Source organism: Cupriavidus sp. WS, assembly GCF_000395345.1.
Taxonomy (GTDB): Bacteria; Pseudomonadota; Gammaproteobacteria; order Burkholderiales; family Burkholderiaceae; genus Cupriavidus; species Cupriavidus basilensis_B.
The window spans coordinates 1-25884 of record NZ_AQPL01000230.1 but is presented as its reverse complement, the minus strand read 5'-3'; the positions used below and the strand labels follow the sequence as shown (position 1 = coordinate 25884).

The following is a 25884-nucleotide window of genomic DNA, read 5'->3' as shown; positions in this document are numbered from 1 at the left end:
GGCGCAGCGCCGGCTTGTCCGGGTCGGCGCCGCGCGCGCCCAGCACGCCCTTGAGCAGGAGCAGCAGGACCGCCGCCATCGCCTCGGCGCGCGCCGCCGGCACGTTGGGCGCGGCGTTCTTCAGGATGGCCAGCATGCCCTGCCGCATCGCCGCGCGGAACTGGGCGCGCCTGTCGTCGCTGCCGGCGCCCGCGTCGAGCAGCGCGATGGCGAAGCTGCGCTCGGCCTTGAGCGCCAGCATCGAGTCCACCAGCGCCGCCGCCAGTGCCTCGGTCGACAGCGCCGCGGCGCGCCGCTCCACTTCCGCCAGGCCATCGATGGCCAGCCGGGCGTAGCGCATCAGCAGGGTGTCGGCCAGCGCCTCCTTCGACGGAAAGAAGCGGTAGAGCGAGCCGATGGCCGTGTCCGAGCGCGCCGCGATCTCGGTCATGGTGGCGGCCTCGTAGCCTTTTTCCAGGAAGAGCTCGGCGCCCGCCGCCAGGATCGCCGCGACGCGGATGCGGCCGCGCTCGCGCTTTGGTTCGGTGGCGCCGGCGCCGGGCTGGCTGCTGGGTTCGGAAGACATGTCGGCGGAGTGTGCGATGGGACGATAGGCGAGCCAGGCATGCTAGCACGCGGCCCGCGCCGCCCGCGTTCAGCGCCGGCCGCGCCGGACCTTGCCGAAATGCAGCGACAGGTAGATGCCCATCGCCAGCGCGCCCGCCAGCAGCACCGCGAGGTCCGCGCCGGGCGCCAGCCCGACCGGATGGCGCGACAGCAGCAACAGGCCGGCCACCAGGTTGAGGAAGCCCCACAGGCTGTTGACCACGGGCGGGGAATCGCCGACGCCGCGCGGGCGGCCGAACGGCGTGGGAAACGGCATGCCGCGCAGGCCCGAGCTCAGGTGCGGAATGCTGTTGCAGAGCAGTGCCCCGCACAAGAAGGTGGCGAAGTGGATCATGGCAAAAGGCAGGGGAAACGAAGGTCAGGGAAGCGCGGCCGGCCCGCGGGCGCGCCCGGCGAGAAACCTCGCCAGCGGCGGCCCCAGCAGCAGCACCGTCATGAAGCGCAGCATCTGCATGGCCATGACGAACGGCACGTCGACATGGCTGGACGCCGCGATGATGGCCACCGTGTCCGCGCCGCCCGGGCTCATGGCCAGGTAGGCGCTGAGCGGATCGATGCCGGTGGCCGCCACCAGCAGCGCGGCGAGCGCGCCGCACACGCCGACCAGCGCGAGCGTGCAGGCCAGCAGCCGCGGCAGCGCCCTGGCCGCGTGCGCGAGCAGCGGCCGGGTGAAGCGAAAGCCGATGCGCCAGCCGATCACGGCGTAGGCCAGCATCGGCAGCCACGGCGGCAGCTCTAGCCGGAGCCAGCCCTGGTGGCCGAGGTACATGCCGGCGAACAGCGGCAGCAGGAAGGCGCCGGCGCGTATCCGCAGGCGGTGCGCCGCCAGCGGGCCCAGCACCGCCAGCGCGAGCGTGCCGAGCAGCGGCAGCCAGGCGACCGGCGGGAACCAGCCGGTGGCGAGGTGCGCATGGTGCTCGCCCACGCCCCACACCCTGGCCACCACCGCGGCGACCGCTGCCACCACGACCACGCGCAGGTACTGCATGAAGGCCACCAGCGCGGCGTCGCCGCCATACGCCTCGGCCATCACGATCATGGCGGTGGCGGCACCCGGACTCAGCCCCCACAGCGCCGTGGTGCCGGGCAGCACGCGCCGGCGCGTCAGCCACCAGCCCAGCGCGACGCTCGCCGCGATCACCGACGCCGCGCCGGCGGCAAACACCGGCCAGCGCCCGGCCACGGTGCCATAGAACCACGACGGCAGCATCCTCGCGATCATGCAGCCGATCAGCCCCTGCGACACGAGAAATGCCGCCGGCGCCACGCGCAGGCGCGCCCCGGCGGCAGTCATCACGACGCCGGCCAGCAACGGCCCGAAGAGCCGCGCCGCCGGCAGGCCCAGCCATTCCAGCAGGGCGGCGAGCGCCACGGAAGACCCAGCCAGGGCGGTCCAGCGAAGCGCGTGTCCGGCCTTGCGGGCCGGCGCTCCGGGCGGTCCGGACCTGCCAGGCAGTTCCTGTGTGATGGCGTCGGGCATGTTGGCGCGCTGCTTGCGGGGGTTGATATGCGAGGATGGACTCGCAAAAGATAGTAGAGGGTGGCCTCGCATAAGTCAATGCGGCCCGCGCCGGCATTGCAGGTCGGTATGCCCTTGGATAGAATTGAAAATAATTCTTATTTGCAATTGATCGGGGGCTCGAGCCCTGCCTGGGAAACCACGATGCCGGCCGCCGCACCTCTCCCGCACCATCGCATCCACGCGCTCTACAGCGACCACCACCGCTGGCTGCAAGGCTGGCTCGGCCGCAAGCTCGGCAATGCCTTCGATGCCGCCGACGTGGCGCAGGACGTATTCATGCGCCTGCTGTCGCGCCCGGCCGCCGACGAATTGCGCGAGCCGCGCGCCTACCTGAGCACCATCGCTCACGGCCTCGTGGTCGAGCGCTGGCGGCGGCGCGAGCTGGAGCAGGCCTGGCTGGAGACGCTGGCCGCGCTGCCCGAGCCCGAGGCGCCGTCGCCCGAGAGCCGGCTGCTGTTCCTGGAAGCGCTGATCGCGGTGGACGCCATGCTCGACAGCCTCAAGCCCAAGGTCCGCACCGCCTTCCTGCTGGCCCAGCTCGACGGGCTGACCTGCCCGCAGATCGCCACGCGCCTGGGCGTGTCGCTGGCGACGGTGGAGCGCTACGTCGCCAGCGCGCTGCGCCACTGCTACCAGTTGCGCTTCCACGCATGAGCGCGGCACGCAGCGCGTCCGCCGGCCTGGCCGCGGCGGCGGAGGCCGCGGAGATTCCCGGCAAGATCGTCGACGAGGCCATCGCCTGGGCGGTGCGCCTCGACTTCAACGTGCCCACGCCGCAGAGCCGCGCCGCCTTCGCCCGCTGGCTGGCGGCCAGCCCGCTGCATGCCGCCGCGTGGGCGCGGGTGCAGTCGCTCAACGCCGATTTCGCGCGGCTGCCGGCGCGGCTCGCGCACGACACGCTGGACGCCGCCGATGCCCTGCGCGGCGCGCGCGCGCGCCGGCGCCGCGACGCCCTGCGCGCGCTGGCCTTCGGCGGCGTGGCGCTGGCGGCGGGATGGTCCGGCTACCGCCACGCGCCGTGGCAGCGCCTGGTGGCCGACTACGCCACCGCCACCGGCGAGCGCCGCACCGTCGCGCTGGCCGACGGCACCGTGATCGTGCTCAACACCGACAGCGCCATCGACGTGCGCATGGACAGCGTGCAGCGCCGCATCGCGCTGCGCCGCGGCGAGATGCTGGTCACTACCGGCCACGACGCGCAGGCGCGCGCGCGGCGGCCGTTCTGGGTCGGCACGCCGTTCGGCGCCATGCAGGCGCTGGGCACGCGCTTCACGGTCCGGCTGTACGAGACCGACGCGCGCATCAGCGTGCAGGAAGGCGCGGTGCAACTGCATCCGGCCAGCGGCGCGCCGGCCGATCCCGGCGCGCCCGTCGTGCATGCGGGGCAGAGCGGTCGGCTCGCCGCCGACGGCGCCTCGCTGGTGCCGGCGCCGGCGGCCGATCCGGCCGGCTGGGTGGATGGCGTGATCGCCGCGCGCGGCATGCGGCTGGACGCGCTGCTGGCCGAGCTGGGGCGCTACCGCGTCGGCCATATCGCCTGCGACGCGCGCGTGGCCGCGCTGCCCGTGTCGGGCGTGTTCCAGCTGGGCGATACCGACGCCACGCTGCAGTTCCTGGTGCAGACGCTGCCGGTCAGGGTGCGCTTCCTGACGCGCTTCTGGGTCATGGTCGGGCCGGACGGCGCGGCCTGAGGCGCGGTCTGAAGCGTGGCGCGCGGGCAGCGGTGGCGCGCGCCCGAAAAAAATCGGAAAAAAACTGAGGGGATTGGCGTTCTCGCTCGGCAGACAAGTAGAAGCCCTCTTGCAACCTGTCGTATCCGATCCGCCCGAATCCTGCCGATGACCGCTCCCGCCTCCCGTTTTCCGCGCCTGTCCCGCCGTGTCCGCTCCAACGATGCCACCTTCGCCGCCGGCCGCGCCTCTACCCTGGCGCCGGCGCCGCGCCCGCTGACGCTGGCCCTGCGCGCCGCGCTGCTGGGCCTGGCGCTGGGGAGCGTCGCCGTGCCGCGCATCGCATCCGCGCAGACGGCCACGGCCCAGGCCAATGCCCACGCCTACGGCATCGCCGCCGGCCCGCTGGAGCCCGCGCTGAACCAGTTCGCGCGCGCCGCCGGCATCAACCTCTCGTATGACGCGGCCGCCGTCAGCGGCCTGGCCACGCAAGGCCTGTCGGGCAGCTACGGCATCGAGGCCGGCCTGCGCCGGCTGCTGGACGGCACCGGGCTCGAGGCCGTGCCGCAGGCCGGCAGCGGCTACAGCCTGCGCAAGGCCGTCGCCACCGCCGCGGCACCCGCCGCCGCCGGGCCCACGCTGCCCGCCGTGGAGGTGCGCGGCCAGCGCGAGCCGAGCGCGGCCACCGAGGGCAGCGGCAGCTATGGCGCGCGCGCCGTGACGATGTTCGGCAAGGCGCCCGTCGCGCGCAAGGACATTCCCAGCTCGGTCTCGGTGCTGACCCGCCAGCAACTGGACGACCAGGACATCCGCACGCTGCAGGACGCGCTGCTGTACACGCCCGGCCTGACCTCGGTGAACTACGGCGACGGCTCGGCCTATTTCAACGCGCGCGGCTTTCCCGTGAACGTGCAGTACGACGGCATCTCGCTGCTCAACGGCATCCAGTACCAGTCCCAGTTCGACCTCGCCATGTACGACCGCCTCGAAGTCTTCCGCGGCCCCTCCGGCCTGATGGACGGGCAGGGCGCGCTTGGCGGCAGCGTCAACCTGGTGCGCAAGCAGCCCGGCGACAAGTTCCGCTTCGTCAGCGAAACCTCGGTCGGCTCCTGGGCCGCGCTGCGCGAGATGGTGGACGTGACCGGGCCGCTCAACGAGGCCGGCACGCTGCGCGGCCGCGCGGTGGCGGTGGGCAGCAAGAGCAACAGCTTCGTCGACGGCCAGGGCAGCAAGCTCGGGCTGGCCTACGGCGTCATCGAGTACGACCTCACGCCGCGCACCACGGTGTCGCTGTCGGCCGCCTACCAGGTCAACCCGCTCGACGATTTCGACTACGGCGTGGGCGTCGACACCAGCGGCACGCCCGTGGCCGGCCCGCGCGGCCGCTCGCAGAACTACGGGCCGGGCTGGAACACTTCCTACCAGTCGATGCAGGAAGTCAACGGCACGGTGACGCACCGCTTCGACAACGACTGGAAGTCGCAGACCACGCTGTACTACCGCCATGCGCTGAGCCGCGGCACGTATGCCTACGCCGCCACGCCGCAGGCGGGCACCGGCCTGGCGGACTATTTCGGGCAGGGGCAGCGCAACACCAACGAGTGGCTGGGCTTCGACTCCAGCGTGTCGGGCACCGTGAAGCTGTTCGGCCGCGAGCATCATCTGCTGTTCGGCGCCAACTATTCGTCGCTGTGGCAGGACAGCCTCAACACCTATGCCGACCTCGGCACGCACGACATCTTCAACCCGGTCATCCCCGCGCCCGACCTGAGCCATTTCGACGACGGCACCGACACCCGCACCATCCAGTACGGCATGTACGGCCAGGCCCGGCTGCAGGTGCTCGAGCCGCTGTCGCTGGTGCTGGGCGGGCGCGAGGTCTGGTTCCAGCAGAAGACCCGCGCCGTGCTGCCGGCGCCGGGCGGCGACTGGAGCGTGGCCGCGTCGGAGGAGCACAAGTTCATTCCGTATGCCGGGCTGGTCTACAGCATCACGCCGCAACTGTCGGCCTACACCAGCTACGCCAAGATCTTCTCGCCGCAGACCCAGACCACCTTCAGCGGCGGCGCGCTGCCGCCGTTCTCCGGCGAGCAGTACGAGGCGGGGCTGAAAGCCGCCTTCCTCGACGGCCGCCTGAACGCATCGGTGGCGGCCTTCCGCATCAACGGCAGCGACCTCGCGGTGGCCGACCAGGACCACCCGACCGGCTCGGTCGCCAGCGGCGCGGTGCGCAGCCAGGGCTGGGAGGCCGAGCTTGCCGGCACGCCGCTGCCCAACTGGAACCTCTCGGCCGGCTACACGCTGCTGAACACGCGCTACACCTCCAGCCCCACGCTGCAGGGCAGCGCCTACGACGCCGAGGAGCCGCGCCACCTGTTCAAGCTGGCCACCAGCTACCGGCTCTCGTCCGGGCCGCTGGCCGGCACCTTCCTCGGTGCCAGCATGCTGGCGCAAAGCGGCACCACGCGCGGCTACTGGGCGCAGGGCGGCTACGCGCTGTTCAACGCGCGCGTGGGCTATCGCTTCAACCGCCACGTGGAGGCTTTCCTGGCGCTCAACAACATCGCCGACCGCCACTACTACGCGCGCGTGCCCAACTCCTTCTTCGGCGAGTTCGGCGCGCCGCGCAACGTCACCGCGACGCTGCGCCTGACGTACTGAGGCGCGGCGTTTCAGTCCGCCCGGCTCGCCGCCGCCGCCGCTGCCACTACCGCCGGCGTGGCCATCTGCGCCAGCATGCGCAGCGTCGCCACCTCGCCCGGCGCCCACGCGGCGCGCGCCGCCAGGAAATTGAAGGTGCCCACGCATTGCCCGCGCTCGCACACCGGCACGTTGACCACGGCGGACAGGCCCAGCGCGCGGATCACCGCGATGTCGTCGAACACAGCGGCCAGCGCGTGGTCGCCCTCGCCGACGAAGACCTCGCCCTGGCCCAGCAACTGGCGCGACCACGGGGAATCGGGCTTGTGCTTGCGGCCGCCGACGGGATAGGCGGCGGGGTCGGAGGACCACAGCCGCTCCACCTCGGCGCTGTCGCGCCGCCATGCGTTGATGGTCAGCAGGCCCGGGCCGAGCAGCGCCGCGGTGGCGCTGCCGATCGCATCGAAGGCGGCGGCGGGCGCGTCCGCGCGCGCCAGGTGGCCGCACAGCGCGTCCAGCACGGCGGCCGGCAGCGTCACGCGGGCCGCGTCGGAAATGAGGCCGCTCACGTCCTTATTCCGCCTTGATGCCCAGCTCGCGGATCAGCTTGCCGTAGCGGTCCGCGTCGCGGCGCAGGATGGTGGCGAACTGCTGCGGCGTGGAGGTGGCGGTTTCCACGCCGATGGCGTTCATCTTTTCCTTCACCTCGGGCAGCGACATGATCCGGTTGATTTCCTGGTTCAGGCGCGTCACCAGCGCGGGCGGCATGCCGGCCGGGCCGAAGGCGCCGTACCAGACCGACAGTTCATAACCGGGCACGGTCTCGGCCACGGTCGGCACGTTGGGCAGCAGCGGCGAGCGCTTGCTCTCGGTGACGGCGAGCAGGCGCAGCTTGCCGGCCTTCACGTGGGTCAGCGTCTGCGTGCCGGCGGAGAACAGCAGCTGGGTCTGCCCGGCCACGGTGTCCACCACCGCCGGCGCGCCGCCCTTGTACGGCACGTGCAGCATCTGCACGCCGGCCATCTTCTCGAACAGCACGGCGCTCAGGTGATTGGTGGAGCCGGCGCCGGCGCTGGCGTAGGCCAGCTTGCCCGGATTGGCGCGCGCGTAGGCGATCAGTTCCTTGACGTTGTGCGCCGGCACCGAGGGATGGATCACCATCGTGTTGGTGACGTAGGCGAGCAGGCCCAGCGGCGTGAAGTCTTCCACGCCGCGGAACGGCATGTTGGGCATCAGCGCCGGGTTCATCGCGTGCGTGCTCATGGAGCCGACCAGCAGCGTATAGCCGTCGGGCTTGGCGCGCGCCACCGTGGCGGAGCCGATGTTGCCCGAGGCGCCCGGCTTGTTGTCGACGATCACCGGCTGGCCCAGCGAGCGCGTCAACTGCTCGGACAGCACGCGCGCCAGGATGTCGGTGGAGCCGCCGGCGGCCCACGGCACGATCAGCGTGATGGGTTTCTGCGGATAGGCATCCGCCGCGCCCGCGCCCGACGCGGCACACAACAGCGAGAACGCGGCAAGGCCCAGCAGGCAGCGCTTGAGTACGGCTTTCATGTCTTCAACTCTCCGATGGCGATGCGGGCCGCGCGGGGCGGCCCGGTTTTGATTCGTGTGGTCCGGCGGCGGCTGCACGCCGGCTTGCGTCTCCTTGTCCTGCTTCTTGCCGCTGCGCCTAGCGTCCCACCGCGTATCCCTGCATGCCGCGCGCGTTGGCGCCGGCGCGCAGCACCAGCCGCCCCTGCGCGTCGCGCTCGCGCGTGCAGGCGGACATGCGGCCTTCCGACCACGGTTCGCCGACCTTCACCTCGTGGCCACGCGCGCGCAGTTCGGCGATGGTTTCTTCGGGCAGGCGCGACTCCACGCTCAGGCGGTTGAGCACCACCGAGCGTGGCCAGAACGAGCCGGGGAAATGGTCGATGTGCCAGGCCGGCGCGTCGATGGCTTCCTGCAGGTTCATGCCGTGCACCGCGTGGCGCAGGAAGAACGCCACCGACCACTGATCCTGCTGGTCGCCGCCGGGCGTGCCGAACACCATGTAGGGCTCGCCGTCGCGCAGCGCCAGCGACGGCGACAGCGTGGTGCAGGGGCGCTTGCCCGGCGCCAGCGTGTTGGGCAGGCCCGGTTCCAGCCAGGTCATCTGCAGGCGCGTGTTGAGCGCGAAGCCGAGCGCCGGGATCACCGGGCTGGACGACAGCCAGCCGCCCGACGGCGTAGCCGCGACCATGTTGCCGTGGCGGTCGATCACGTCGATGTGGCAGGTGTCGCCGACGAAGATCTCGCGCTCGGCCCACTCCGTCACCGGCGGCATCGCCGCGAAGGTGGGCTCGCCCACGCCGAAGCGCACGTCGGCATCGCGCAGCGTGCGCTCGGCCGCGCCCAGGTCGGGCAGGCGCGGCGCGCGGCCGTCCACCGTGCCGGCGCGGATCTCCAGCGAGGCCTGCTGGCCGATCAGCTGCGCGCGCGCGGCCAGGTAGCCGGCTTCGAGCAGACCGGGCAGCGGCGCGTCGCCGAAGCGCGGGTCGCCGTACCAGGCCAGGCGGTCGGCCATCGCGAGCTTGGCCGCCTCCGCGATGCGGTGCACGAACTCCGGCGAGGTGGGCGCGTGGGCCGCCAGGTCGGCGTGCCGCAGCATGCCGAGCTGCTGCAGGAAGGCCGGGCCCTGGCTCCAGATGCCGCACTTGGCCACCGTGTGGCGGCCGAAGTCCAGCGTGGCCGGGGCTTCCACGGTCGGCGCCCAGCTGGCCATGTCGTCGAGGCGCAGCAGGCCCTTGTGGCGCTCGCCGGTGGTGTCGCGCACCGCCTGCGTGCGGCAGAATTCGTCGATCTCCCGGGCCACGAAGCCGCGGTACCAGCACGCCATCGCGGCGTCGATCTGCTGCTCGCGCGTGCCGCCGGCGGCCGCGGCCGTCTCCAGGATGCGCGTGTAGGTGCGCGCCACGCCCGGCGTGGCATGCAGGGTGCCGGGGCGCGGCACGCGGCCGCCCGGCAGCCACACCTCGGCCGAGCTGTGCCACTCCTGCTGGAACAGCTCGCGCACCGCCAGGATCGCCTGCGAGATGCGCGGCACCAGCGGGAAACCGTGGCGCGCGTAGGCGATGGCGGGGGCCAGCACGTCGGCCAGCTCCCAGGTGCCGTAGTCGCGCAGCATGGTCAGCCAGGCGCCGAAGGCACCCGGCACCGTGGCCGGCAGCAGGCCGATGCCGGGCACCAGGTCCAGCCCCCTGGCGCGCATCGCGGCGGGGTCCGCCAGCGCCGGCGCCGGGCCCTGGCCGCAGATCGAGCGCACCGCGCGCTCGCGCTCGCTCCACAGCAGGATCGGCACCTCGCCGCCGGGGCCGTTCAGGTGCGGCTCCACCACCTGCAGCACGAAGCCGGCCGCCACCGCCGCGTCGAAGGCGTTGCCGCCGCGCTCCAGCACGCTCATGGCGGTCTGCGAGGCCAGCCAGTGGGTGGACGAGGCCACGCCGAAGGTGCCGACGATTTCCGGGCGGGTGGTGAACATGGGGACTCCGTGAAGGATCGGTGACAAGGAAGGGCTGAACGCCAGTATAAGAGTCCTGAATAACCGTTTGCAGCCGAATAATTATTGTTGTATGAAAGTTTGGTTATACAAAGAACGACCCGCGGAACACCCCGCAGAACGCACCGGACCCGCCATGCCATCCGCCGACAAGCTCCAGCACAACCTGATTTCCCGCCTGCGGCTCAAGCACCTCGCGCTGCTGCTGGCGCTGGACCGGCAGCGCTCGGTCTCGCGCGTGGCGGCCGAGATGGGGCTGTCCCAGCCCGCCGTGACCAAGGCGCTGCGCGAGATCGAGGAGATCTTCATGGTGCCGCTGTTCGCGCGCTCGCGGCGCGGGCTGGAGCCCACCGACACGGGCGCGGCGGTGCTGGTCCACGCGCGCCTGGCGATGGCCGACACCGAGGCGCTGGGCCGCGAGCTGGCCGTGATCGGCGCCGGGCTGCACGGGCGGCTGCGCATCGGCGTGATTCCCTACGTGGCGCCGGTGGTGCTGGACGCGGCCTGCTCGCACGGCCTGCGCCAGCAGCCGCGTGCGGCGGTGGTGGTGCGCGAGGGCACCACCGACGAACTGGTGGCGGCGCTGCGCGCGCACGAGCTGGATTGCGTGATCGCGCGCTCCTTTTATGCGCCCGGCGACGACATCGTGCAGGCGCCGCTGTACCGGGAGGAGCCGGCGCTGGTGGTGCCGACCGCGGCGGCGGCGCGGCTGGCGCGCGGCAAGCTGGACTGGCAGCGCCTGGCCGCGCTGGACTGGATCCTGCCGCCCGGGCACACGCCGATCCGGCGCACCGTCAACACGCTGTTCGCCACCGCCGGCGCGGTGCCGCCCACGCCGATGGTGGAGACCTACTCGATCAAGACCATCGCCACGCTGCTGCGCACCCAGCCGCGCGCCATCACCATCGTGCCGCGCGGGGTGGCAGCCGAGCTGGCCGCCACCGGCGCCGCCGCGGTGCTGCCGCACACGCTGACCTGGGACCTGCCGGCGGTCGGCGCGATGTGGCTGCGCCGCGCCGGGCAGAGCGAGCCGCTGCTGGCGCTGGTGCGCGCGCTGCAGCTGGCAGTCCCGCAGCGGGAGTGAATCCGGCCCGCCAAAAGAAAAACGGCGCCGGGATCAGCCGGCGCCGCGGGCGCGGTGGAAGCGGCGGGTGGTCCGCATCAGGCGTTGGCGCCTTCGGTGTACGGGTCGAAGCTGCGGGCCGGCGTGGCCGAGACGCCGCTGCGGTCGAGGCCGGCGATGCGGGCACCGTCGGTGAACGGATCGGCCTTGCCGCTGCGGGCGCCGTCGGTGAAGGTGTCGTGCGTGCGGAAGTCGTAGCCGTACCGGTCGGCCGGGACGGTGCTGCGGAAGTTGTAGCCGTACTTGTCGCCGGCCTGCAGGTCACGGGCGGAGGCGGCCTGGGCGGCGCCGATGGCGGCCAGCGAGAGCACGAGGGCGGAAGCGAGCTTGAGGGCGAAGGTCTTGGTCATGATGGGCTCCAGTATCTGAAAATTCATTGAATTTCGTTGATTGTTCGTCTGCATCTGCCAGGACGCCGCTGCTGCGCTGCTGCTTGCTGCTGCTTGTTTGCGCGCCGTCCATGTCACGAACTATAGAAGAGCCACCAAAGCCCGGGACCGTGCTTATCCGAATTTATCGTTCAGAATTTTTGAATATAAATTTGCGGGGCAGGACACCGGGCGCGGCGTCAGTGCCCGGCATCGTCCTTGCCGGCCGGTTCCTTCTCCTTGTCGCCGCGCGGCGGGTAGAGCGGATGCCGCAAGGCCGCGTAGACCAGCACCACGGCGGCGATGGCGGTGATCCAGTCGAGCAGATCTTTCATGGCGCGCTGCGCTTGCCGCCGGCGCGCGGCGCCGGGCGTACGAGGGCGAGCAGCGCGTGGCTGCCGTCCTGCGCGGCGGTCGGCGCGCGCCCCTTGCCCCAGCCCACCGCCGCGCGGTAGCTGCCGGCGTGGCGCGGCGGCTCCGCCGCGGCGTGGTCGGGCGGCTGGCAGGCATCGGCCAGCGGCGCCACGTAGAGCGCGTCCTCGGGGCAATACAGCTCGCACATGAAGCAGGTCTGGCAGTCCTGCTGCCGCGCGATCGCGGGGATCTTGCCGGGCACGATGGCGAACACGTTGGTCGGGCAGACCCGCACGCAGATATTGCAGCCCGTGCAGCGCGCGCCGTTGAGCAGCTCGATCATGCCGCGGCTCTCCATGCTGGCTTCGGGCCTTCCTGTCGCTCCTGCGGCGGCGCGTCGCGCACGGCCTCGCGCGCGGTCCACACTTCGTCGAGGCCGCCGCTGACGAGGCGGTAGCGCTGGCCCGCGTCGAGCTCCGGATGGTCGGTGCGCCGGTGCATGCCGCGCGTTTCCGTGCGCGCCAGCGCGCTGCGGTACATCCAGCGCGCGGTGGCCAGCATGGCGGTGGCTTCGCGCGCGCGCAGCGCCTGCGCGTCGTCGCGCGGCGGCGCGTAGCGGCTCCACGTGCGCCAGAGCGCGTCGAGGCGCGCGAGCGACGCGGTGAGCGTGCCGCCGTCGCGGAACCAGTTGCGCGCGTAGGGAAAGACTTCGGCCTGCACGGCGTCCACCAGCGCCTGGGGATCGGGCGCGGCCTGCGCGCCCTCGTCGGGGCTGCCGCCGGCGCCGCGCAGGTCTTCCGCGCCGTGCGCGCCCGCGCCTTGCGCGAAGGCCGCCGCGCCTTCGCCGGCCCACCAGCCGGACGACAGCGCCCAGGCCGCGTTGTGGCTGCCGCCGCCGGTGAAGCCGCCGCAGATCAGCTCGCGCGTGGCCGCGTCGCCGGCCGCGTACAGGCCGGGCACGCCGGTGGCGCACTGCGCGTCGGCGATGCGCAGGCCGCCGGTGCCGCGCACGGTGCCTTCCAGGCGCAGCGTGACCGGGAAGCGCTGCGTGAAGGGATCGATGCCGAGCCGGTCGAACGGCAGGAAGAAGTTGGGCTGCGCGCTGCGCATCCAGGCGCGCACGCGGGCGTCGGCGCGGTCCAGGCGCGCATGCACGGCCTGCGTCTGCAAGGCGCGCGCGATCACGCCGCGGCCATGCGCGGAGCCGGCGCCTTCCAGCACCTGGCCCTGCGCGTCGTAGAACGTGGCCCACTGGTAGAACAGCGACTTGGTGACGGAGGCGAACGCGGGGCCGAGCCCGTAGGCGTTGGAGAACTCCATGCCCGACAGCTCGGCGCCGGCCTCGGCGGCCATCAGGTGGCCTTCGCCGGTGAGCACGTTGCAGCCCAGCGCGCGGCTCAGGAACGCGCAGCCGCCGGTGGCGATCACCACCGCGCCGGCGCGCACGCGCCATTGCGCGGCCTGGCCGGCGCGCGGCTGGCGGCGCAGGCCGCGCGCGCCGCTCACCCGGCCGCCGTCGTCCACCAGCAGTTCCAGCGCGGGGCTATGGTCGAGGATGCGCCCGCCCGCGGCCTTCACGCGCCGGCGCATCAGCCGCATGTATTCGGGCCCCTGCAGCGAGATGCGCTGGCTTTGCCCATGCTCGTCCTGCGGGAACGGGTAGCCCCATTCGGCCAGCCGTTCCAGCCCGGCGTGGGTGCGGTCCAGCACGCGGTCCATCCAGGCCGGCTCCGCCAGCTCGCCGCCCAGCGTGTAGCGGCTGGCCCTGGCCGCCGCGCGCGCGGCCGGGTCGGGCGCGACGTGCCAGATCGCCGTGCCGGCCGCCGCGGTGGCGCCGGAAGCGCCGCAATAGCCCTTGTCGGCCAGCACCACGCGCGCGCCGCGCTCGGCCGCGGCCACGGCCGCCCAGGTGCCGGCGGGGCCGCCGCCGATGACCAGCACGTCGGTGTCCAGCCAATCGGCGTTCGGCGGGGCGGTGTCCAGCGGGGCGGGTGCGGCGCGCGGCTCGCGCGGGCGGGATGGCATGCGGCGGTCCTCCGGGGCGGTGGCATAGCGGATGTATCGGATGACAGTAGCCACGGCGCGCCGCGCGCACAACGAAGGATTGGTGAAAACCTTATACGGTTGGCGGCGCGCTCAGTCGTCGCGCGTCAGCACCTCCAGCAGCGCGATCTCGAACACCAGGTTCGAATTCGGCTTGATGTGCTCGCCCACCTGCCGCTCGCCGTAGGCGAGGTGCGCGGGAACGGACAGCCGGCGCCTGCCGCCGGTCCGCATGCCCATCAGGCCGATGTCCCAGCCCTTGATGACGCGGCCGGTGCCGATCACGCACTGGAACGGCTTGCCGCGCTCGTGGGAGGAATCGAACATGGTGCCGTCCTCTAGGTAGCCGGTGTACTCGGTGGTGATGAGGGCGCCCTTGACGACCGCCTTGCCGGTGCCGGGTTCGATGTCTTCGATCTTCAGTTCGGTGCTCATTGCGTTGTCTGGTTGGGTTGCGCTTTGCTTGTCTGGCGTGTGGTGCGCGATGGTACCCGCTCAGTGGCCGGACGCGAACAGCAGCCACGCGCCGCAGGCCAGCAGCGCGGCGGTCCACACGCGGTCGAGGTTGAGCCAGCCGGTGCGCAGGAAGGCCACGCCGAGGCGGTCGTACACCAGCAGCGCCACGGTGCCGATGGCCAGCAGCATGGCCAGCGTGTGCAGGCCCAGCGCCAGCAGCGCCGGCACCAGCGCGCCGCCGCCGGGCGCCGCGGCGGCGCACAGCGGCAGCATCACCGGCACCAGCATCAGCCCGGCGCCGTGCGCACCGGCCATCAGGAACGACCACAGCGCCAGCCCCGCCATGCCGGCCTGCATGCCCACGCGCGGGTGGCGGCGGTGGCCGCGCAGCGCGTGCCACGCGGCCCAGCCGATCAGTGCGGCGCCGCCGATGCGCGCCATCCACGCCGGGTCCAGCAGGCTGCCGAGCGTGAGCGCGGCGGCCAGCACCAGCGCGACCGCCAGCGCATGTCCCAGCGCGATCGGCAGCAGCGCCAGCAGCACCACCTTGCGCCGTCCGCGATGCAGCCCGAGCGCGACCGCGAACAGCCAGCCCATCGCCGGGTTGATGCCGTGGAACAGGCCCAGCGCGGCAATCGCCAGCCACGGCCACCAGAGCGGCCACAGCGCCGCCCATTGCGCGGCGAGATGGGTATCCGGCGCGGCTCCGGGCATGGCGCGCCGCTACGGGTAGCAGTACGAGTCGGACGAGCAGTCGCCGCCCTGCAGCCGCACCTGGTGCGGCCGGTGGCCGGCCGGCCAGCGCAGGAAGAAGCGCGGGTCGAAGGCGATGCCGCCCTCGGGCGCGGCGTCGAGCTTGACCATCCAGCCGTCGATGCCTTCCGGGTAGAACTGCGCGTCCACCGCGCCGTACAGCGAGTTGGTGAAATAGACGCGGCGGCCGTCGCGGCTCACCTCCACCATCTGCGGGCCGCCGTTGAGCGCGGCGCCGCCCGCGCCCGGGTGCGTGGCGCGCGAGACGATGCCGCCGATGCGCACGCGCCCGGTCTGCTGCGGCGCGAACGGGTCGGAGACGTCGTATTGCAGCAGGTCGCCGGTGCCCCAGCACGAGACGTAGAGGAAGCGGTCGTCCATCGACAGATCGATGTCGCTCACCAGCGGCGGCACCGCCTTGAAGCCCTTGAGGATGGGCGGCAGCAGGTCCGGGTCGGCGGGTTCGGCCGGGATCTCGATGATCTTGCGCACGGCCCATCTGTCGCCGTCGCGGTACCAGGTCCAGATCGACGAGGACAGGTCCTTGAGGCTGATGACGCAGTTGACGAAGCCGTAGGCGCGGGTCGGGTCGTGCGCGGGGCGCAGCTCGAACACCAACTGGTGCTCCTCGCCGAAGTCGATCTCCTGCAGGTGCCTGCGCTTGTTGAGGTCCCAGAAATGCAGGCGCCGGCCGTAGCGCGAGCCGAGCAGGATCTCGGGCACCAGGCCGTCCTCGAACATGTCCGGCGTGCCCCATTCGCTGGTCACCAGCGTGTCGTAGCCGAGATGCCACCAGCCGTCATAGGCGAACTGCTGCGGGCCGCGCTCCACTTCCCACTGGCCGAGCGGCTCGAAGCTTTCCTGGTCCAGCAGCATGATGCCGGCCGGCCCCTTGCCCGCGCCGTTGCCGAGCGCCGTGATGTAGATGCCGGCGGGACCGCAGTGCACGGTGTGCGGGCGCGTGTAGCCGGTGCGCTCGGCCAGCTCGCCGGGCTCGATCACCTTGACGATGACGGGGTGCAGCGGATCGGGTTTGGTGTCGAGGATGTAGACGCGCGAGGAGCGCAGGCCCGGCACCACCAGGTAGCGCCGCTCCATGTGCGGATGCGGCGCGTTCGGGCACAGGCAGGAGGAACAGGCGTTCCAGCCGAAGTGATGCAGCTCGTCGCCGGTGTGCGGCATGGCCACCCGGCCGACGATGGTGGCGTAGGACGGCGAGGCCGGGTCCGTGTTCACCACGGCGATGCCGTCGGGCTGGCTGCGCGTGGGATCGAACATCGCCACGTAGGCGAGCGATTCCGCCGGCGCCTTGGCCGCCAGCCGCGGCGACGGGTAAAAGCTGGGATCGGGCTTCCAGGTTGCCATGATGTGCCTCCTCGTACCGCCTACCGCCGCTTGGGACCGGCTTTGTACTATAGGACACATCGGCGGGATCGGCCGGCGCCCGCGGGGCGCCGCCGGCGCCGCTCAGAAGGCCGGGATCAGCGAGCCCTTGAACTCGGTCTCGATGAACCGGCGCACTTCCTCCGACTGGTAGGCCTTCACCAGCTTCTTCACCCACGGCTTGTCCTTGTCCTCGGCGCGCGTGGCGATCAGGTTGGCGTAGGGGCCGCGCGCGTCTTCCACCGCGATGGTGTCGCGCTGCAGCGAGAGGCCGGCGCGATAGGCATAGTCGTTGTTGATCGAGGCGGCGGCGAGGTCGTCGAGCGCGCGCGGCAGTTGCGCGGCGTCGAGCTCGATCAGCCTGAGCTTCTTCGGGTTCTCCACCACGTCGAGCGGGGTGGCGTTGACGCCGTTCTCGCCCACGCCGGGCTTGAGCTTGATGAGCCCGGCCTTCTGCAACAGCAGCAGCGCGCGGTTGCCGTTGGACGGATCGTTCTGGATGCCGATGCGCGCGCCCTGCGGTAGTTGCGCGACCGACTTGTAGGCCCTGGAGTAGATGCCCAGCGGCGCGGTCAGCGTCAGGCCCACCGGCACGATCTTGTAGCCGCGCGCCTTGATCTGGCTGTCGAGGAAGGGCTTGTGCTGGAAGGCGTTGGCGTCGAGGTCGCCGGCGGCGAGCGCCTCGTTGGGCTGCAGGTAGTCGCTGAAGGTGATGACCTGGATGTCCAGGCCGTCGCGCGCGGCGACCTTGCGCACCACCTCGAAGGTCTGCTCGGCATTGCCGACCGAGACGCCGACCTTGATCTTCGTTTTTTCCTGCGCTTGCGCTTGTGCCTGCGTTTGTGCCTGCGCGGCGCCGGCGCCGAATGCCATCACCAGAGCCGCCAGCGCGGCCGCGTGCCATCGTTTCATGGTCCCGTTCCCAGGCTGTTGCGTGGCCGCCAAGTATAGGAACGGCACGACGCCGCGCGAACTGATGGTTTCGTCTTAGCTTAGAACGGGGCGGGGCAATAGCTTGTTCGGTTGTCGCGGGCGGCCCGCGCGGGATGCGTTTGGACACGTTGGGATGCGCGCGGCCAGGAAGCACCCGGCCGCCGCCGCTCACACCGTCACGCGCGCCGGCCCCGCCGTGGTCTCGCCGATCACGGCGGCATGCGCGAAGCCTTCGTCGCGGAACACGGCGAGCACGTCGTCCACCGCCGCCGGCGCGCATGCCACCAGCAGGCCGCCGCTGGTCTGCGGATCGGTCAGCAGGGCTTTCTGCGCCGGCGTGATGCCTGCCGCCAGCGCCACCTCGGCGCCGTAGCTGGCCCAGTTGCGCCCCGACGCGCCAGTGACCACGCCCGCGCCGGCCAGCGCCGCCACGCCGGGCAGCAGCGGGATGCGGTCCATCGCCAGCCGCGCGCCCACGCCGCTGCCGCGGCAGACTTCCAGCAGATGGCCGAGCAGGCCGAAGCCGGTCACGTCGGTGAGCGCGTGCACGCCCGCCAGGGCCGCCAGCCGTCGGCCCGGCGTGTTGAGCCGCGTGGTGCTGGCGATCATCTCGCGGTAGCCGTCGGCGTCCAGCTTGTCCTTCTTGATGGCGGCCGACATGATGCCCACGCCGAGCGGCTTGCCGAGGATCAGCACGTCGCCGGGCCGCGCGGCGCTGTTGCGCTTGACGTGGTCGGGGTGCACCAGCCCCATCACCACCAGCCCGTAGATCGGCTCGACCGAGTCGATGGTGTGGCCGCCCGCGACGGGAATGCCCGCCTGCGCGCAGACCGCCTCGCCGCCGGCCAGGATGGTGCCGATGACCTCCGGCGGCAGCTGGTCCACCGGCATGCCGACCAGCGCCAGCGCCATGATCGGCGTGCCGCCCATCGCGTAGACGTCGGAGATGGCGTTGGCCGCGGCGATGCGGCCGAAGTCGTAGGGGTCGTCCACCACCGGCATGAAGAAGTCCGTGGTGGCGACCAGCGCCTGGGTGTCGTTGAGCCTGTAGACGGCGGCGTCGTCGCTGGTCTCGATGCCGACCATCAGCGCGGGCGGCGCCGGGAAGCCGCGCGTGTTCTTGAGGATCTCGGAGAGCACGCCGGGCGCGATCTTGCAGCCGCAGCCGCCGCCGTGGGAAAAGGCCGTCAGCCTGATTGCGCCGGCGGCCGGCCGGTCGGCCATCGTGTTGTTTGCCGTCATGGGTCTCCCTATGCGATGCGGCGCGAGGCGATGCGGTAGCCGAACGCGGCGGGATCGACGCTGTCGAGCGTGCCGGCGACGGTCTCGCCGTTCGGGTACATCAGGAACGGCACCGGCGCCGCCTTGCTGCCCGGCAGCGCCACGTCGTGGCCGTGGTTGTAGGCCACCCAGTTCATCTCCCAGGCGCCGAACAGCATCGCGCGCGCCGAGCGTACCTTCCAGTGCGTCATCGGCAGCCCGCCGGGCACCTCTTCGAGTGCCACCTTGCGCACGTCGGCCGGGTCCACCGGCACCCAGCCGTAGCCGGCGTTGTAGAACTCGGCGCGGCAGTGCTGCGCCTTGGAGATGTCGCCGGCCTTGCCCATCGCCTTGAAGCCGTATGCGGAATTGTCCACGCGCACGCCGTAGGCATCGCGCGCCGGAATGCCCGAGGCGCGCGCCAGCGCCACGAACAGCGCGTTGATGTCCGCGCACTTGCCGCCCATGATGCCGCCCGCGCGCAGCATGGCCGCCACGTCGCCCACGCCGCAGCCGCGCACGCTGGCCTCGCGGCAGGTATGGTCGACCACCCATTCGTAGAGCGCGCGGGCGCGCGTCATGTCGTCCGGCGCGCCGGCGGTGATCTGCTGCGCGGTGGCCTTGACGATGCCGTCGGTCGGCAGCAGTTGCGTGGGCCGCAGGTATTCGCGCAGGGTCTCGGCCGATTCGCGCGGCCCGCGCGACGACGGCGGCTGGCCGAGATCCGCCTTGCGGTCGCGCAGCGCCACCACGTTGGTCAGCGTGGCATGCAGCGGCTGGCCTTCGGCGGCGGCGGGCCAGTTCAGCGCCAGCATGCGCACGTCGTAGCCGGGCGCGCGGGTGTCTTCCGCGCGTGCGCCGGGCGCGGCCCAGGTGGTGGACAGCGTGCGCTGGTAGTCGCCGATCCGCCCGGCGGTGATCGGCACCCACACGCTGGCCGGCGCGGCCGCGGGCGGCAGCGTCACCTCCGTGGTGACTTCATAGACACGCCAGCCCTCGGCGGCCGGCAACGCCTCGGCGCCTGGCGCACCGGCGCGGGCCAGCCCGGGAATCCCAGCCGCGCCCGCCAGCACGGGCGCGGCGGCGCCCGCTTTCAGGAAAGAACGACGGTCCATTTGCATTCCTCCGGTTCGGTGGCCTGGGCGGCGCGCGGCAGTCGCGGTAGTCGCGGCGGTTCGCCTGACCAATGCATAGTAGGCCGCCGGGGCGGAAGGGGGGAGCAAAAAAGTGCCGGGCAGGGGGCTGGGAGCGGCGGGAGGGTGCGGGAGGACCGATGGGCGAAACATCGGTCGGCGGGCTGGCCGGCTAGCCGATGCTACGGGCCGATGACATTGACGGCCTGTTCCAGGCGGGCAGCGGCATCGAGCACCGCATCGAATGCCGGCGCGTTGCCAAAGACCATGCCCGCCATCGCCGCGTAGTCCCTCGCCAGCGCATCGCGCATGGCTCCCGCCGGGACCAGGGTGAACGCGCCGGGCCGCGCGGCGTCGAGTCCCAGGTCCGCGCTGCCGAAGAAGGGTCTTGCGTGTCGCGCGCAGTCCAGGGCAAGCAGGCCATCGGCGGTCCAGCCTTGCGCCGTGGCAATCTGCAAAAGCTGGTGCAGGTCGTAGTAATGGCGGGAAACCCGCTGGCCGCCATGCCGGAGTTCGGCGCGGCGGTCGTGCCATTGCCGCAGTCCGTGCACGATGATGATCTTGTCCCAGAACGTGCGTTTCGCTTCTACGGTGGTGATGTCCGGCACGGCCAGGTCCAGCCCCGGCACGTCGCCGGCAACGTAGGGCGTGACACTGGCGGGGACGTGCGGATCGAGGGCCGACTTGGCTCCCGACTCGATCTTGACGGCCGAGCGGACGTAGCCTCCCGCCTCCTGCGTGACGGCGGGGTACCAGAAAAGCAGGCTCTGGCGATCCGCATCGCCCGGGTCCGGCTCGAGCAGGAAACGCCCTTCGCCGATTGCCGCGAGAGCGCACGCGCTTATCCGAGTTCTCAGGGCGCCGGCGACATAGGCCTGGCAGGCTTCCTTGATCGCGTTGAGCCGCTCGCGACGCTTCTTTCCGCTCAGCGCGTCAAGTTCGGCGGCGCTCGCCTGCTGGCCAAGATCGTCGCGAAAGACCGTGACGTCGATGTCTTCCGAAAAGCGGGTAATCAGGCCGAATGCCTTGGACAGGGAAGTGCCGCCCTTGAACAGCAATCGCGGCCCGCCGTCGGGCAGCCGGTTGAACAGTACGTCCAGGGTCCAGCACACCCAGAAATCCTTCTCGACGTTCTGCACGGCCGTGCCCAGGCGCGTGGCGGTGCGCAGGAACAGGTCGCGCCGGTCGGCATCGGAAGCCGCGAGGATTTGCCGGTAGGCCTGGTTCAACCTTTTACCCCGGCATGTCCGCGGCGGCGGCGGCCGGCGCCGGTGTCGGCCTGCGGTGCGCGGGCGGGGCGTCCGCGTGGAGCAGATCCCGCGTGATGTCCTGCATCCAGGCCGGCATCATCGACAGCCCGCCCGCAAGATCCTCGCGGATCGCATCGCCGTTCGCCGAGCCGGCGAGGACATCCCGCAACCGGCCGAGGATGTGGGCGCGGTCGGATGCCAGCATGTCCTTCAGCCAGTAAAGGGCCTGCACCACGCGCATGGCGGGGCGGCCTGCCCAGTACAGGCGGCTTGGCGCGGTGTGCTTGAACTGGATATCCAGGTTGCCTAGCCGCACGCCACGGCGCCGGGCATCCGTATGGACGACGACGCGGGCGGGAACGGCATCGGTCAGCCCCAGGTCGTTCGCCGCCGTCAGGCCGTCCACCAGCATCCGCAACTGGTCCCGCCGCGCGATTGCCGCTATCACGGCGCGATAGTCCGGCGTGGTGGGACTGTTCGTCAGCTGGTTCATCGAGGGCCGGTCGTAGAGGCCTCGTTCGATTCGCCGCAGTTCTCCTGCCGCGACCATGCGCTGCAATACCTTGTCGATCGCATCCCGGTTTCCGAGATTGGCGAAATCGGACGGCACCCAAACCTGGCTGCATGCGGCGGCATCGATCAATGCGGAGATTCTGGACTTGAGGGCGGACATGTGGGGCTCCTTGTCCGATATTTGTATATTTTTTCCAGACAACTGGCAAGCCATCTGTCCGTAAAAAAGTATCAAATTTCGGACAACATTGAGCGGATCATGGTGCACTTTGTCGTGACCGAATGAAGAACGGAGACTGGCGCCGGCAACAGTTGCCGCGAATGACCAGTTCCTTCTTCCGAGCACGAAAGGTCGGACCGCATTCGCCGTCTCGAAAGGCCGCAAATGAGGTCTCTTGAGATTCCGATCAGAAGACGATTCAGGCTGCCCGCCTGATCTGCCCGAAGCGGTGCGGGCTCTGCAGCTACGCCCTCGTCCGCATACCCCCTCTTGCCTCACTCGCCAAGCGCCGGAATGCTCCCCTCCTGCACCAGGATGCGCGGCGACCCCATCTCGCCCGTTTCCTCGTCCACCAGCACTTCGTAGGCGGCGACGCCGGCGAAGCTGGACGCCATTGCGCTGGCGATGCGGATGGCGCCGACCTCGCTGGAGGCCTGGCGGATCTCGCCGGGCTGGAGCGAGTCGCCCTTGCCCTGACGGTATGGCACGACGATGTACTTGATGGCGCGGGTATCGGACATGACGGCGACTCTCCGGATGGTGGCTGCGGTAATCAGGTAATGCAGCGGTTTGGGTACTGTACGAATATACAGTGTATGAGCCATCCTGGGCCGAGTGCGTATAGTTGAGTTTACTGTATGGATATACAGTAATCGGATCGGGGCCTCGTCCCCGCGCCGGGGCGGGTATTCGCTGACGATCAGGAGGGCGAGGCGTGGCGCGTGGCGGACGATCTCCGGCCGGAGGCCGGGCATCATTTCGCCGGCCGGGCGCCATTCAACCTCGAAAACCCGCGGGAAAGGCAAGAAAGCACGCCCTGTGCAAATCCTTGCCTGTTGTCGTGCCCGGCAAGAAACCGGAAAACCTCGTGGCGGAAAGCAGCAGGAGTCGAACCTACCTGGGAACGGCTGACGCCCCCAACCGGGTTTGAAGCCCGGCCGCATCACCGGATACGCATGCCTTCCTTCGCGGACTACATGGACTTGCGGGTGCTACAGGACTGCACGGACTACACGCGGCCGGCACCGGCCTGCCACGCATTGCCGGGCCGCAGCACGCGGCCGTTGCCGACGCGCCGAGTGTAGCCGACGCGGTCGAAGAACTCCAGAATCTGGATGGCGCGCTTGCGGCCCAGCGCGGTGGCGTCGCGAAAGCGCACCGCGTCGGCGCTGCCATGTTGCGCGATCAGCGTGGCGACCAGCGCGGCCAGTTCGCGCACGCGGCCGTCGTCGTAGAACAGGTCGGGCACGATCTGGTGCAGCGTGCCCTGGCGCGCCATCCGGCGCAATAGCTGGCGCATCCTGTCTTCCGGCACGTTGCGGGCCGCGGCGAGTTCGCGCACCCAGGGCGGGTCGTAGCCGCCGGCCGCCAGCATCGGCGCGATGCGCTGCGCCAGCGCGAGGTCTTCGTCCGACAGCGTGACGGCGTGCGACGGTAGTTGCAGCCATGCGCCGTTGCGGCGCAGGGCGCCTTGTCCGACCAGCGTGTCGAGCAGCGCGCCCCAGGCCGCGTCCGGCAGCGCCGGCGCGCCGGCGAGGGCCGCGCGGCGCAGGGCGCCGGCGTCGAGGCCGGGTTCGTCGGGCAGGCGCGCGTGGAACGCGGCCAGCGTGTCGAGCACGGTGCGCTGCAGCGCCTGCCAGTGCGCGGCGAGGATGACGCAGGCATCGGCATGTCCCGCCGCGGGCACGGTCAGCGCGTCGGCCGGCAGCCGCCAGCCGGCCGGGCCGCTGCCGGTCAGGCAGGCCAGGCGCGCGGTGGCGATGCCGTGGGTGGCCTGCGCCAGCAGCGGCGCCAGCCCGGCGCCTTCGGTCATTTCCCGCAGCGCCCGCAGCCACGCCAGGCGCCGCGCGGTGCGGCGCCGTCGCTCGGGCGCGAACGGGTCGAGCACGGTGCCGCCGCCCACGGTCTGGCTGGCCTGCGCGTTGCGCACGATGAAGCGGTCGCCGGGCAGCGCGCAGACCGGCGCGGCGAACACCAGCTGGGCCAGCGCGGTGCCGCCCGGTTCCAGCGCTTCGGTGTCGAGCAGCACGGCATTGGCCAGCTGGTGCGTGGTGCCGAGGTGGACGTGCAGCGGCGTCCAGTGCGCCAGCCGCAGGTCCGCCTGCGGCAGCAGGGCGAGCGAGACGTCGATGCGGACCGAGGGCGCGACCAGCGCAGGATCGGCTATCCAGTCGCCGCGGTTGACCGCGTCCTTGTCGATGCCGGCCAGGTTGAGCGCGCAGCGCTGCCCGGCGCGGCCGGTGTCGGCGGGGCGCTGCTGCGCGTGGATGCTGCGCACGCGCACCGGCTTGCCGGACGGCGCGACCTGCATGGTGTCGCCAACGCGGACCTGGCCGCCGAGGACCGTGCCGGTGACGACCGTGCCGTGGCCGGGCAGCGTGAACACGCGGTCTACCGCCAGCCGGAACAGGCCGTCCGCGCCGCGCGGCGGCACCTGCTGCGCGGCTTCGTGCAGCCAGGCGCGCAGCGCGGCCACGCCGGCGTCGCCGGCGCGCGTGGCGTCGAGCGCGAACACCGGCGCGCCGGCGAACGGCGTGCCGGCCAGCAGCGCCGCGATCTCGCCGCGCACCGCGTCGAGGCGCGCGGCGCCGGCGCGGTCGGCCTTGGTCAGCGCCACCGCGGCGCGCGCGATGCCGAGCCGCTCGACGATGGCCACGTGCTCGCGCGTCTGCGGCATCACGCCGTCGTCGGCGGCGACCACCAGCAGCGCCAGGTCGATGCCGCTGGCGCCGGCGGCCATCGTGTGGATCAGGCGCTCGTGGCCGGGCACGTCGACATAACCGAGCACGTCGCCGTTGGGCAGCGGCGTGTAGGCATAACCGAGCGCGATGGAGATGCCGCGCGCCTTCTCTTCCTTGAGGCGGTCGGTGTCGACGCCGGTCAGCGCATGCACCAGGGTGGTCTTGCCGTGGTCGATGTGCCCGGCGGTGCCGACGATCATGGGCGCAGCGCCTGCCACTGGGCGCAGAAGGCGGCCTCGTCGGCCTGTTCCAGGCAGCGCAGGTCCAGCCACAGGGTCTGGTCGGCGACGCGGCCGATGACGGGGCGGGGCAGCGCGCGCAGCGCCGCTTCGAGCCGCTGCAGCTGGCGCCCGGCGCCGGCGCGGCGCCCGCCTGCCGCCGTGATGGCCAGGCCGTGGCTCGGCAACTGGCTGCCCGGCTGCGCGCCGCTGCCGACCTGGCTGAACATCGGCGCGTCCGCGACGAGGTAGGCGTCGCCGAGCGCCGGCTGCAGCAGCGGGCGCAGGCGCAGCGCCTGCGCGTGCAGGTCCGGCGCCGCGCGCGTGAGCAGGCGCAGCGTGGGCAGGCTGTCGGCCAGCAGCTCGGGCGCGCGGTAGAGCCGCAGCACGGGCTCGAGCGCGGCCAGCGTCAGCTTGCCCACGCGCAGCGCGCGCTTGAGCGGGTTCTTCTTGATCTTGCGGATCAGCTCGGCGCGCCCGACGATCAGCCCGGCCTGCGGCCCGCCGAGCAGCTTGTCGCCGCTGAAGGTCACGAGGCTGGCGCCGGCCTCGATGGTCTCGCGCACCGTGGTCTCGGGCGGCAGGCCCCAGCGCGTGAGGTCCACCAGCGTGCCGCTGCCGAGGTCCACCACCACCGGCAGGCCGTGCGGCGCGGCCAGCGCCGCCACCTCGGCCACCTCCACGCTGCGCGTGAAGCCGGTCACCTGGTAATTGCTGCAATGGACCTTCATCAGCAGCGCGGTGCGCGGGCCGATGGCGTCGGCGTAGTCGTGCGGATGGGTGCGGTTGGTGGTGCCCACCTCGACCAGCCGCGCGCCGGCGCGCTGCATGATGTCGGGGATGCGGAAGGCGCCGCCGATCTCGACCAGCTCGCCGCGCGAGACCACCACCTCGCGCCGCTGCGCCAGCGCGTTGAGCATCAGCAGCACGGCCGCAGCGTTGTTGTTGACCACGGTCGCGGCCTCGGCGCCGGTGAGCTCGCACAGCAGGTCCTCGACGAGGTCGTCGCGGTCGCCGCGCGCGCCGCTGGCGAGGTCGAATTCCAGGTTGGCCGGCGCGGTCAGCGCGCGCGCCACCGCCTGCACCGCGCTGTCGGGCAGCAGGGCGCGGCCGAGGTTGGTATGCAGCACGGTGCCGGTGAGGTTGAACACCGCGCGCAGGCGCGGCTCGGCGGCGCG

At 71.8% G+C, this 25884-nt stretch carries 25 protein-coding genes and 1 tRNA gene; 4 read left to right on the top strand and 22 right to left on the bottom strand.

What is annotated here, in order from left to right:
* The 3 genes from K206_RS0119245 to K206_RS0119235 all read right to left on the bottom strand — a co-directional run.
* The coding region (locus tag K206_RS0119245; RefSeq protein WP_020204023.1) for a TetR/AcrR family transcriptional regulator at positions 1-565 on the bottom strand (565 nt) is incomplete at its 3' end.
* A gap of 69 nt (positions 566-634) precedes the next feature.
* Positions 635-940 carry a hypothetical protein gene (locus tag K206_RS0119240; RefSeq protein WP_020204022.1) on the bottom strand — a complete coding sequence of 102 codons (306 nt, stop codon included), beginning with the start codon at positions 938-940 and terminating at the stop codon, positions 635-637.
* A gap of 24 nt (positions 941-964) precedes the next feature.
* Entirely contained in the window at positions 965-1993 is a 1029-nt protein-coding gene (locus K206_RS0119235; protein ID WP_052165920.1) for an AbrB family transcriptional regulator, read from the bottom strand.
* A 276-nt stretch (positions 1994-2269) separates the two neighbouring features.
* On the opposite strand from K206_RS0119235, the gene K206_RS0119230 reads away from it, so the two are divergent.
* The 3 genes from K206_RS0119230 (at position 2270) to K206_RS0119220 (ending at position 6459) form a co-directional block, all read left to right on the top strand.
* A complete protein-coding gene (locus K206_RS0119230; protein WP_020204020.1) occupies positions 2270-2782 on the top strand; it encodes a sigma-70 family RNA polymerase sigma factor in 513 nt (170 codons plus the stop codon).
* Positions 2779-3819, top strand: coding sequence for a FecR domain-containing protein (locus K206_RS0119225; RefSeq protein ID WP_020204019.1), 1041 nt, complete (start codon positions 2779-2781; stop codon positions 3817-3819). The genes K206_RS0119230 and K206_RS0119225 overlap by 4 nt, the downstream gene beginning before the upstream one ends.
* A gap of 147 nt (positions 3820-3966) precedes the next feature.
* On the top strand, positions 3967-6459 hold the full coding sequence (locus K206_RS0119220) for a TonB-dependent receptor (protein WP_020204018.1): 2493 nt from the start codon (positions 3967-3969) through the stop codon (positions 6457-6459).
* An 11-nt stretch (positions 6460-6470) separates the two neighbouring features.
* Here the strand turns inward: K206_RS0119220 and K206_RS0119215 are convergent, their stop codons facing one another.
* From K206_RS0119215 to K206_RS0119205, 3 genes are all read right to left on the bottom strand, one after another.
* Positions 6471-7007 (bottom strand): GAF domain-containing protein, encoded by a 537-nt coding sequence (locus tag K206_RS0119215; RefSeq protein ID WP_020204017.1) that lies wholly within the window; start codon positions 7005-7007, stop codon positions 6471-6473.
* A 4-nt stretch (positions 7008-7011) separates the two neighbouring features.
* Positions 7012-7992: a tripartite tricarboxylate transporter substrate binding protein gene (locus tag K206_RS0119210; RefSeq protein ID WP_020204016.1), complete on the bottom strand. Its 981-nt coding sequence runs from the start codon at positions 7990-7992 to the stop codon at positions 7012-7014.
* Between the two features lie 118 nt (positions 7993-8110).
* Positions 8111-9940: a gamma-glutamyltransferase family protein gene (locus K206_RS0119205; protein WP_020204015.1), complete on the bottom strand. Its 1830-nt coding sequence runs from the start codon at positions 9938-9940 to the stop codon at positions 8111-8113.
* Between the two features lie 154 nt (positions 9941-10094).
* On the opposite strand from K206_RS0119205, the gene K206_RS0119200 reads away from it, so the two are divergent.
* The gene (locus tag K206_RS0119200) at positions 10095-11042 is read left to right on the top strand and encodes a LysR family transcriptional regulator (protein ID WP_020204014.1); all 948 of its coding nucleotides are present in this window, start codon (positions 10095-10097) and stop codon (positions 11040-11042) included.
* A gap of 77 nt (positions 11043-11119) precedes the next feature.
* Here the strand turns inward: K206_RS0119200 and K206_RS0119195 are convergent, their stop codons facing one another.
* The 16 genes from K206_RS0119195 to selA all read right to left on the bottom strand — a co-directional run.
* Positions 11120-11431: a hypothetical protein gene (locus tag K206_RS0119195; RefSeq protein ID WP_029043822.1), complete on the bottom strand. Its 312-nt coding sequence runs from the start codon at positions 11429-11431 to the stop codon at positions 11120-11122.
* A gap of 218 nt (positions 11432-11649) precedes the next feature.
* The gene (locus tag K206_RS44670; protein WP_020204012.1) at positions 11650-11784 is read right to left on the bottom strand and encodes a hypothetical protein; all 135 of its coding nucleotides are present in this window, start codon (positions 11782-11784) and stop codon (positions 11650-11652) included.
* The gene (locus K206_RS0119185) at positions 11781-12146 is read right to left on the bottom strand and encodes a 4Fe-4S dicluster domain-containing protein (protein WP_043366902.1); all 366 of its coding nucleotides are present in this window, start codon (positions 12144-12146) and stop codon (positions 11781-11783) included. The genes K206_RS44670 and K206_RS0119185 overlap by 4 nt, the downstream gene beginning before the upstream one ends.
* Positions 12143-13828: an FAD-dependent oxidoreductase gene (locus K206_RS0119180; RefSeq protein WP_020204010.1), complete on the bottom strand. Its 1686-nt coding sequence runs from the start codon at positions 13826-13828 to the stop codon at positions 12143-12145. The genes K206_RS0119185 and K206_RS0119180 overlap by 4 nt, the downstream gene beginning before the upstream one ends.
* A 111-nt stretch (positions 13829-13939) precedes the next feature.
* Positions 13940-14281: an FKBP-type peptidyl-prolyl cis-trans isomerase gene (locus K206_RS0119175; RefSeq protein WP_020204009.1), complete on the bottom strand. Its 342-nt coding sequence runs from the start codon at positions 14279-14281 to the stop codon at positions 13940-13942.
* 60 nt (positions 14282-14341) lie between these two features.
* Entirely contained in the window at positions 14342-15016 is a 675-nt protein-coding gene (locus K206_RS0119170) for a hypothetical protein (RefSeq protein ID WP_020204008.1), read from the bottom strand.
* A 9-nt stretch (positions 15017-15025) separates the two neighbouring features.
* A complete protein-coding gene (locus K206_RS0119165; RefSeq protein ID WP_020204007.1) occupies positions 15026-16420 on the bottom strand; it encodes a selenium-binding protein SBP56-related protein in 1395 nt (464 codons plus the stop codon).
* Positions 16421-16522: 102 nt separating this feature from the next.
* Positions 16523-17311: a MetQ/NlpA family ABC transporter substrate-binding protein gene (locus K206_RS0119160; RefSeq protein ID WP_020204006.1), complete on the bottom strand. Its 789-nt coding sequence runs from the start codon at positions 17309-17311 to the stop codon at positions 16523-16525.
* A gap of 228 nt (positions 17312-17539) precedes the next feature.
* Entirely contained in the window at positions 17540-18595 is a 1056-nt protein-coding gene (gene selD, locus K206_RS0119155; RefSeq protein ID WP_020204005.1) for a selenide, water dikinase SelD, read from the bottom strand.
* A 26-nt stretch (positions 18596-18621) separates the two neighbouring features.
* The gene (locus tag K206_RS0119150; RefSeq protein ID WP_020204004.1) at positions 18622-19746 is read right to left on the bottom strand and encodes a transglutaminase-like domain-containing protein; all 1125 of its coding nucleotides are present in this window, start codon (positions 19744-19746) and stop codon (positions 18622-18624) included.
* 200 nt (positions 19747-19946) lie between these two features.
* The gene (locus tag K206_RS0119145; protein ID WP_020204003.1) at positions 19947-20993 is read right to left on the bottom strand and encodes a nucleotidyl transferase AbiEii/AbiGii toxin family protein; all 1047 of its coding nucleotides are present in this window, start codon (positions 20991-20993) and stop codon (positions 19947-19949) included.
* Between the two features lie 4 nt (positions 20994-20997).
* Positions 20998-21687, bottom strand: a complete 690-nt coding sequence (locus K206_RS38715; protein ID WP_020204002.1) for a DUF6088 family protein — start codon at positions 21685-21687, stop codon at positions 20998-21000.
* A gap of 335 nt (positions 21688-22022) precedes the next feature.
* Entirely contained in the window at positions 22023-22268 is a 246-nt protein-coding gene (locus K206_RS0119135; RefSeq protein WP_020204001.1) for a hypothetical protein, read from the bottom strand.
* A 348-nt stretch (positions 22269-22616) separates the two neighbouring features.
* Positions 22617-22712, bottom strand: a tRNA-Sec gene (locus K206_RS0119130).
* A 44-nt stretch (positions 22713-22756) separates the two neighbouring features.
* A complete protein-coding gene (gene selB / locus K206_RS0119125; RefSeq protein ID WP_020204000.1) occupies positions 22757-24688 on the bottom strand; it encodes a selenocysteine-specific translation elongation factor in 1932 nt (643 codons plus the stop codon).
* The coding region (gene selA, locus K206_RS0119120) for an L-seryl-tRNA(Sec) selenium transferase (RefSeq protein WP_020203999.1) at positions 24685-25884 on the bottom strand (1200 nt) is incomplete at its 5' end. The genes selB and selA, both read right to left, overlap by 4 nt.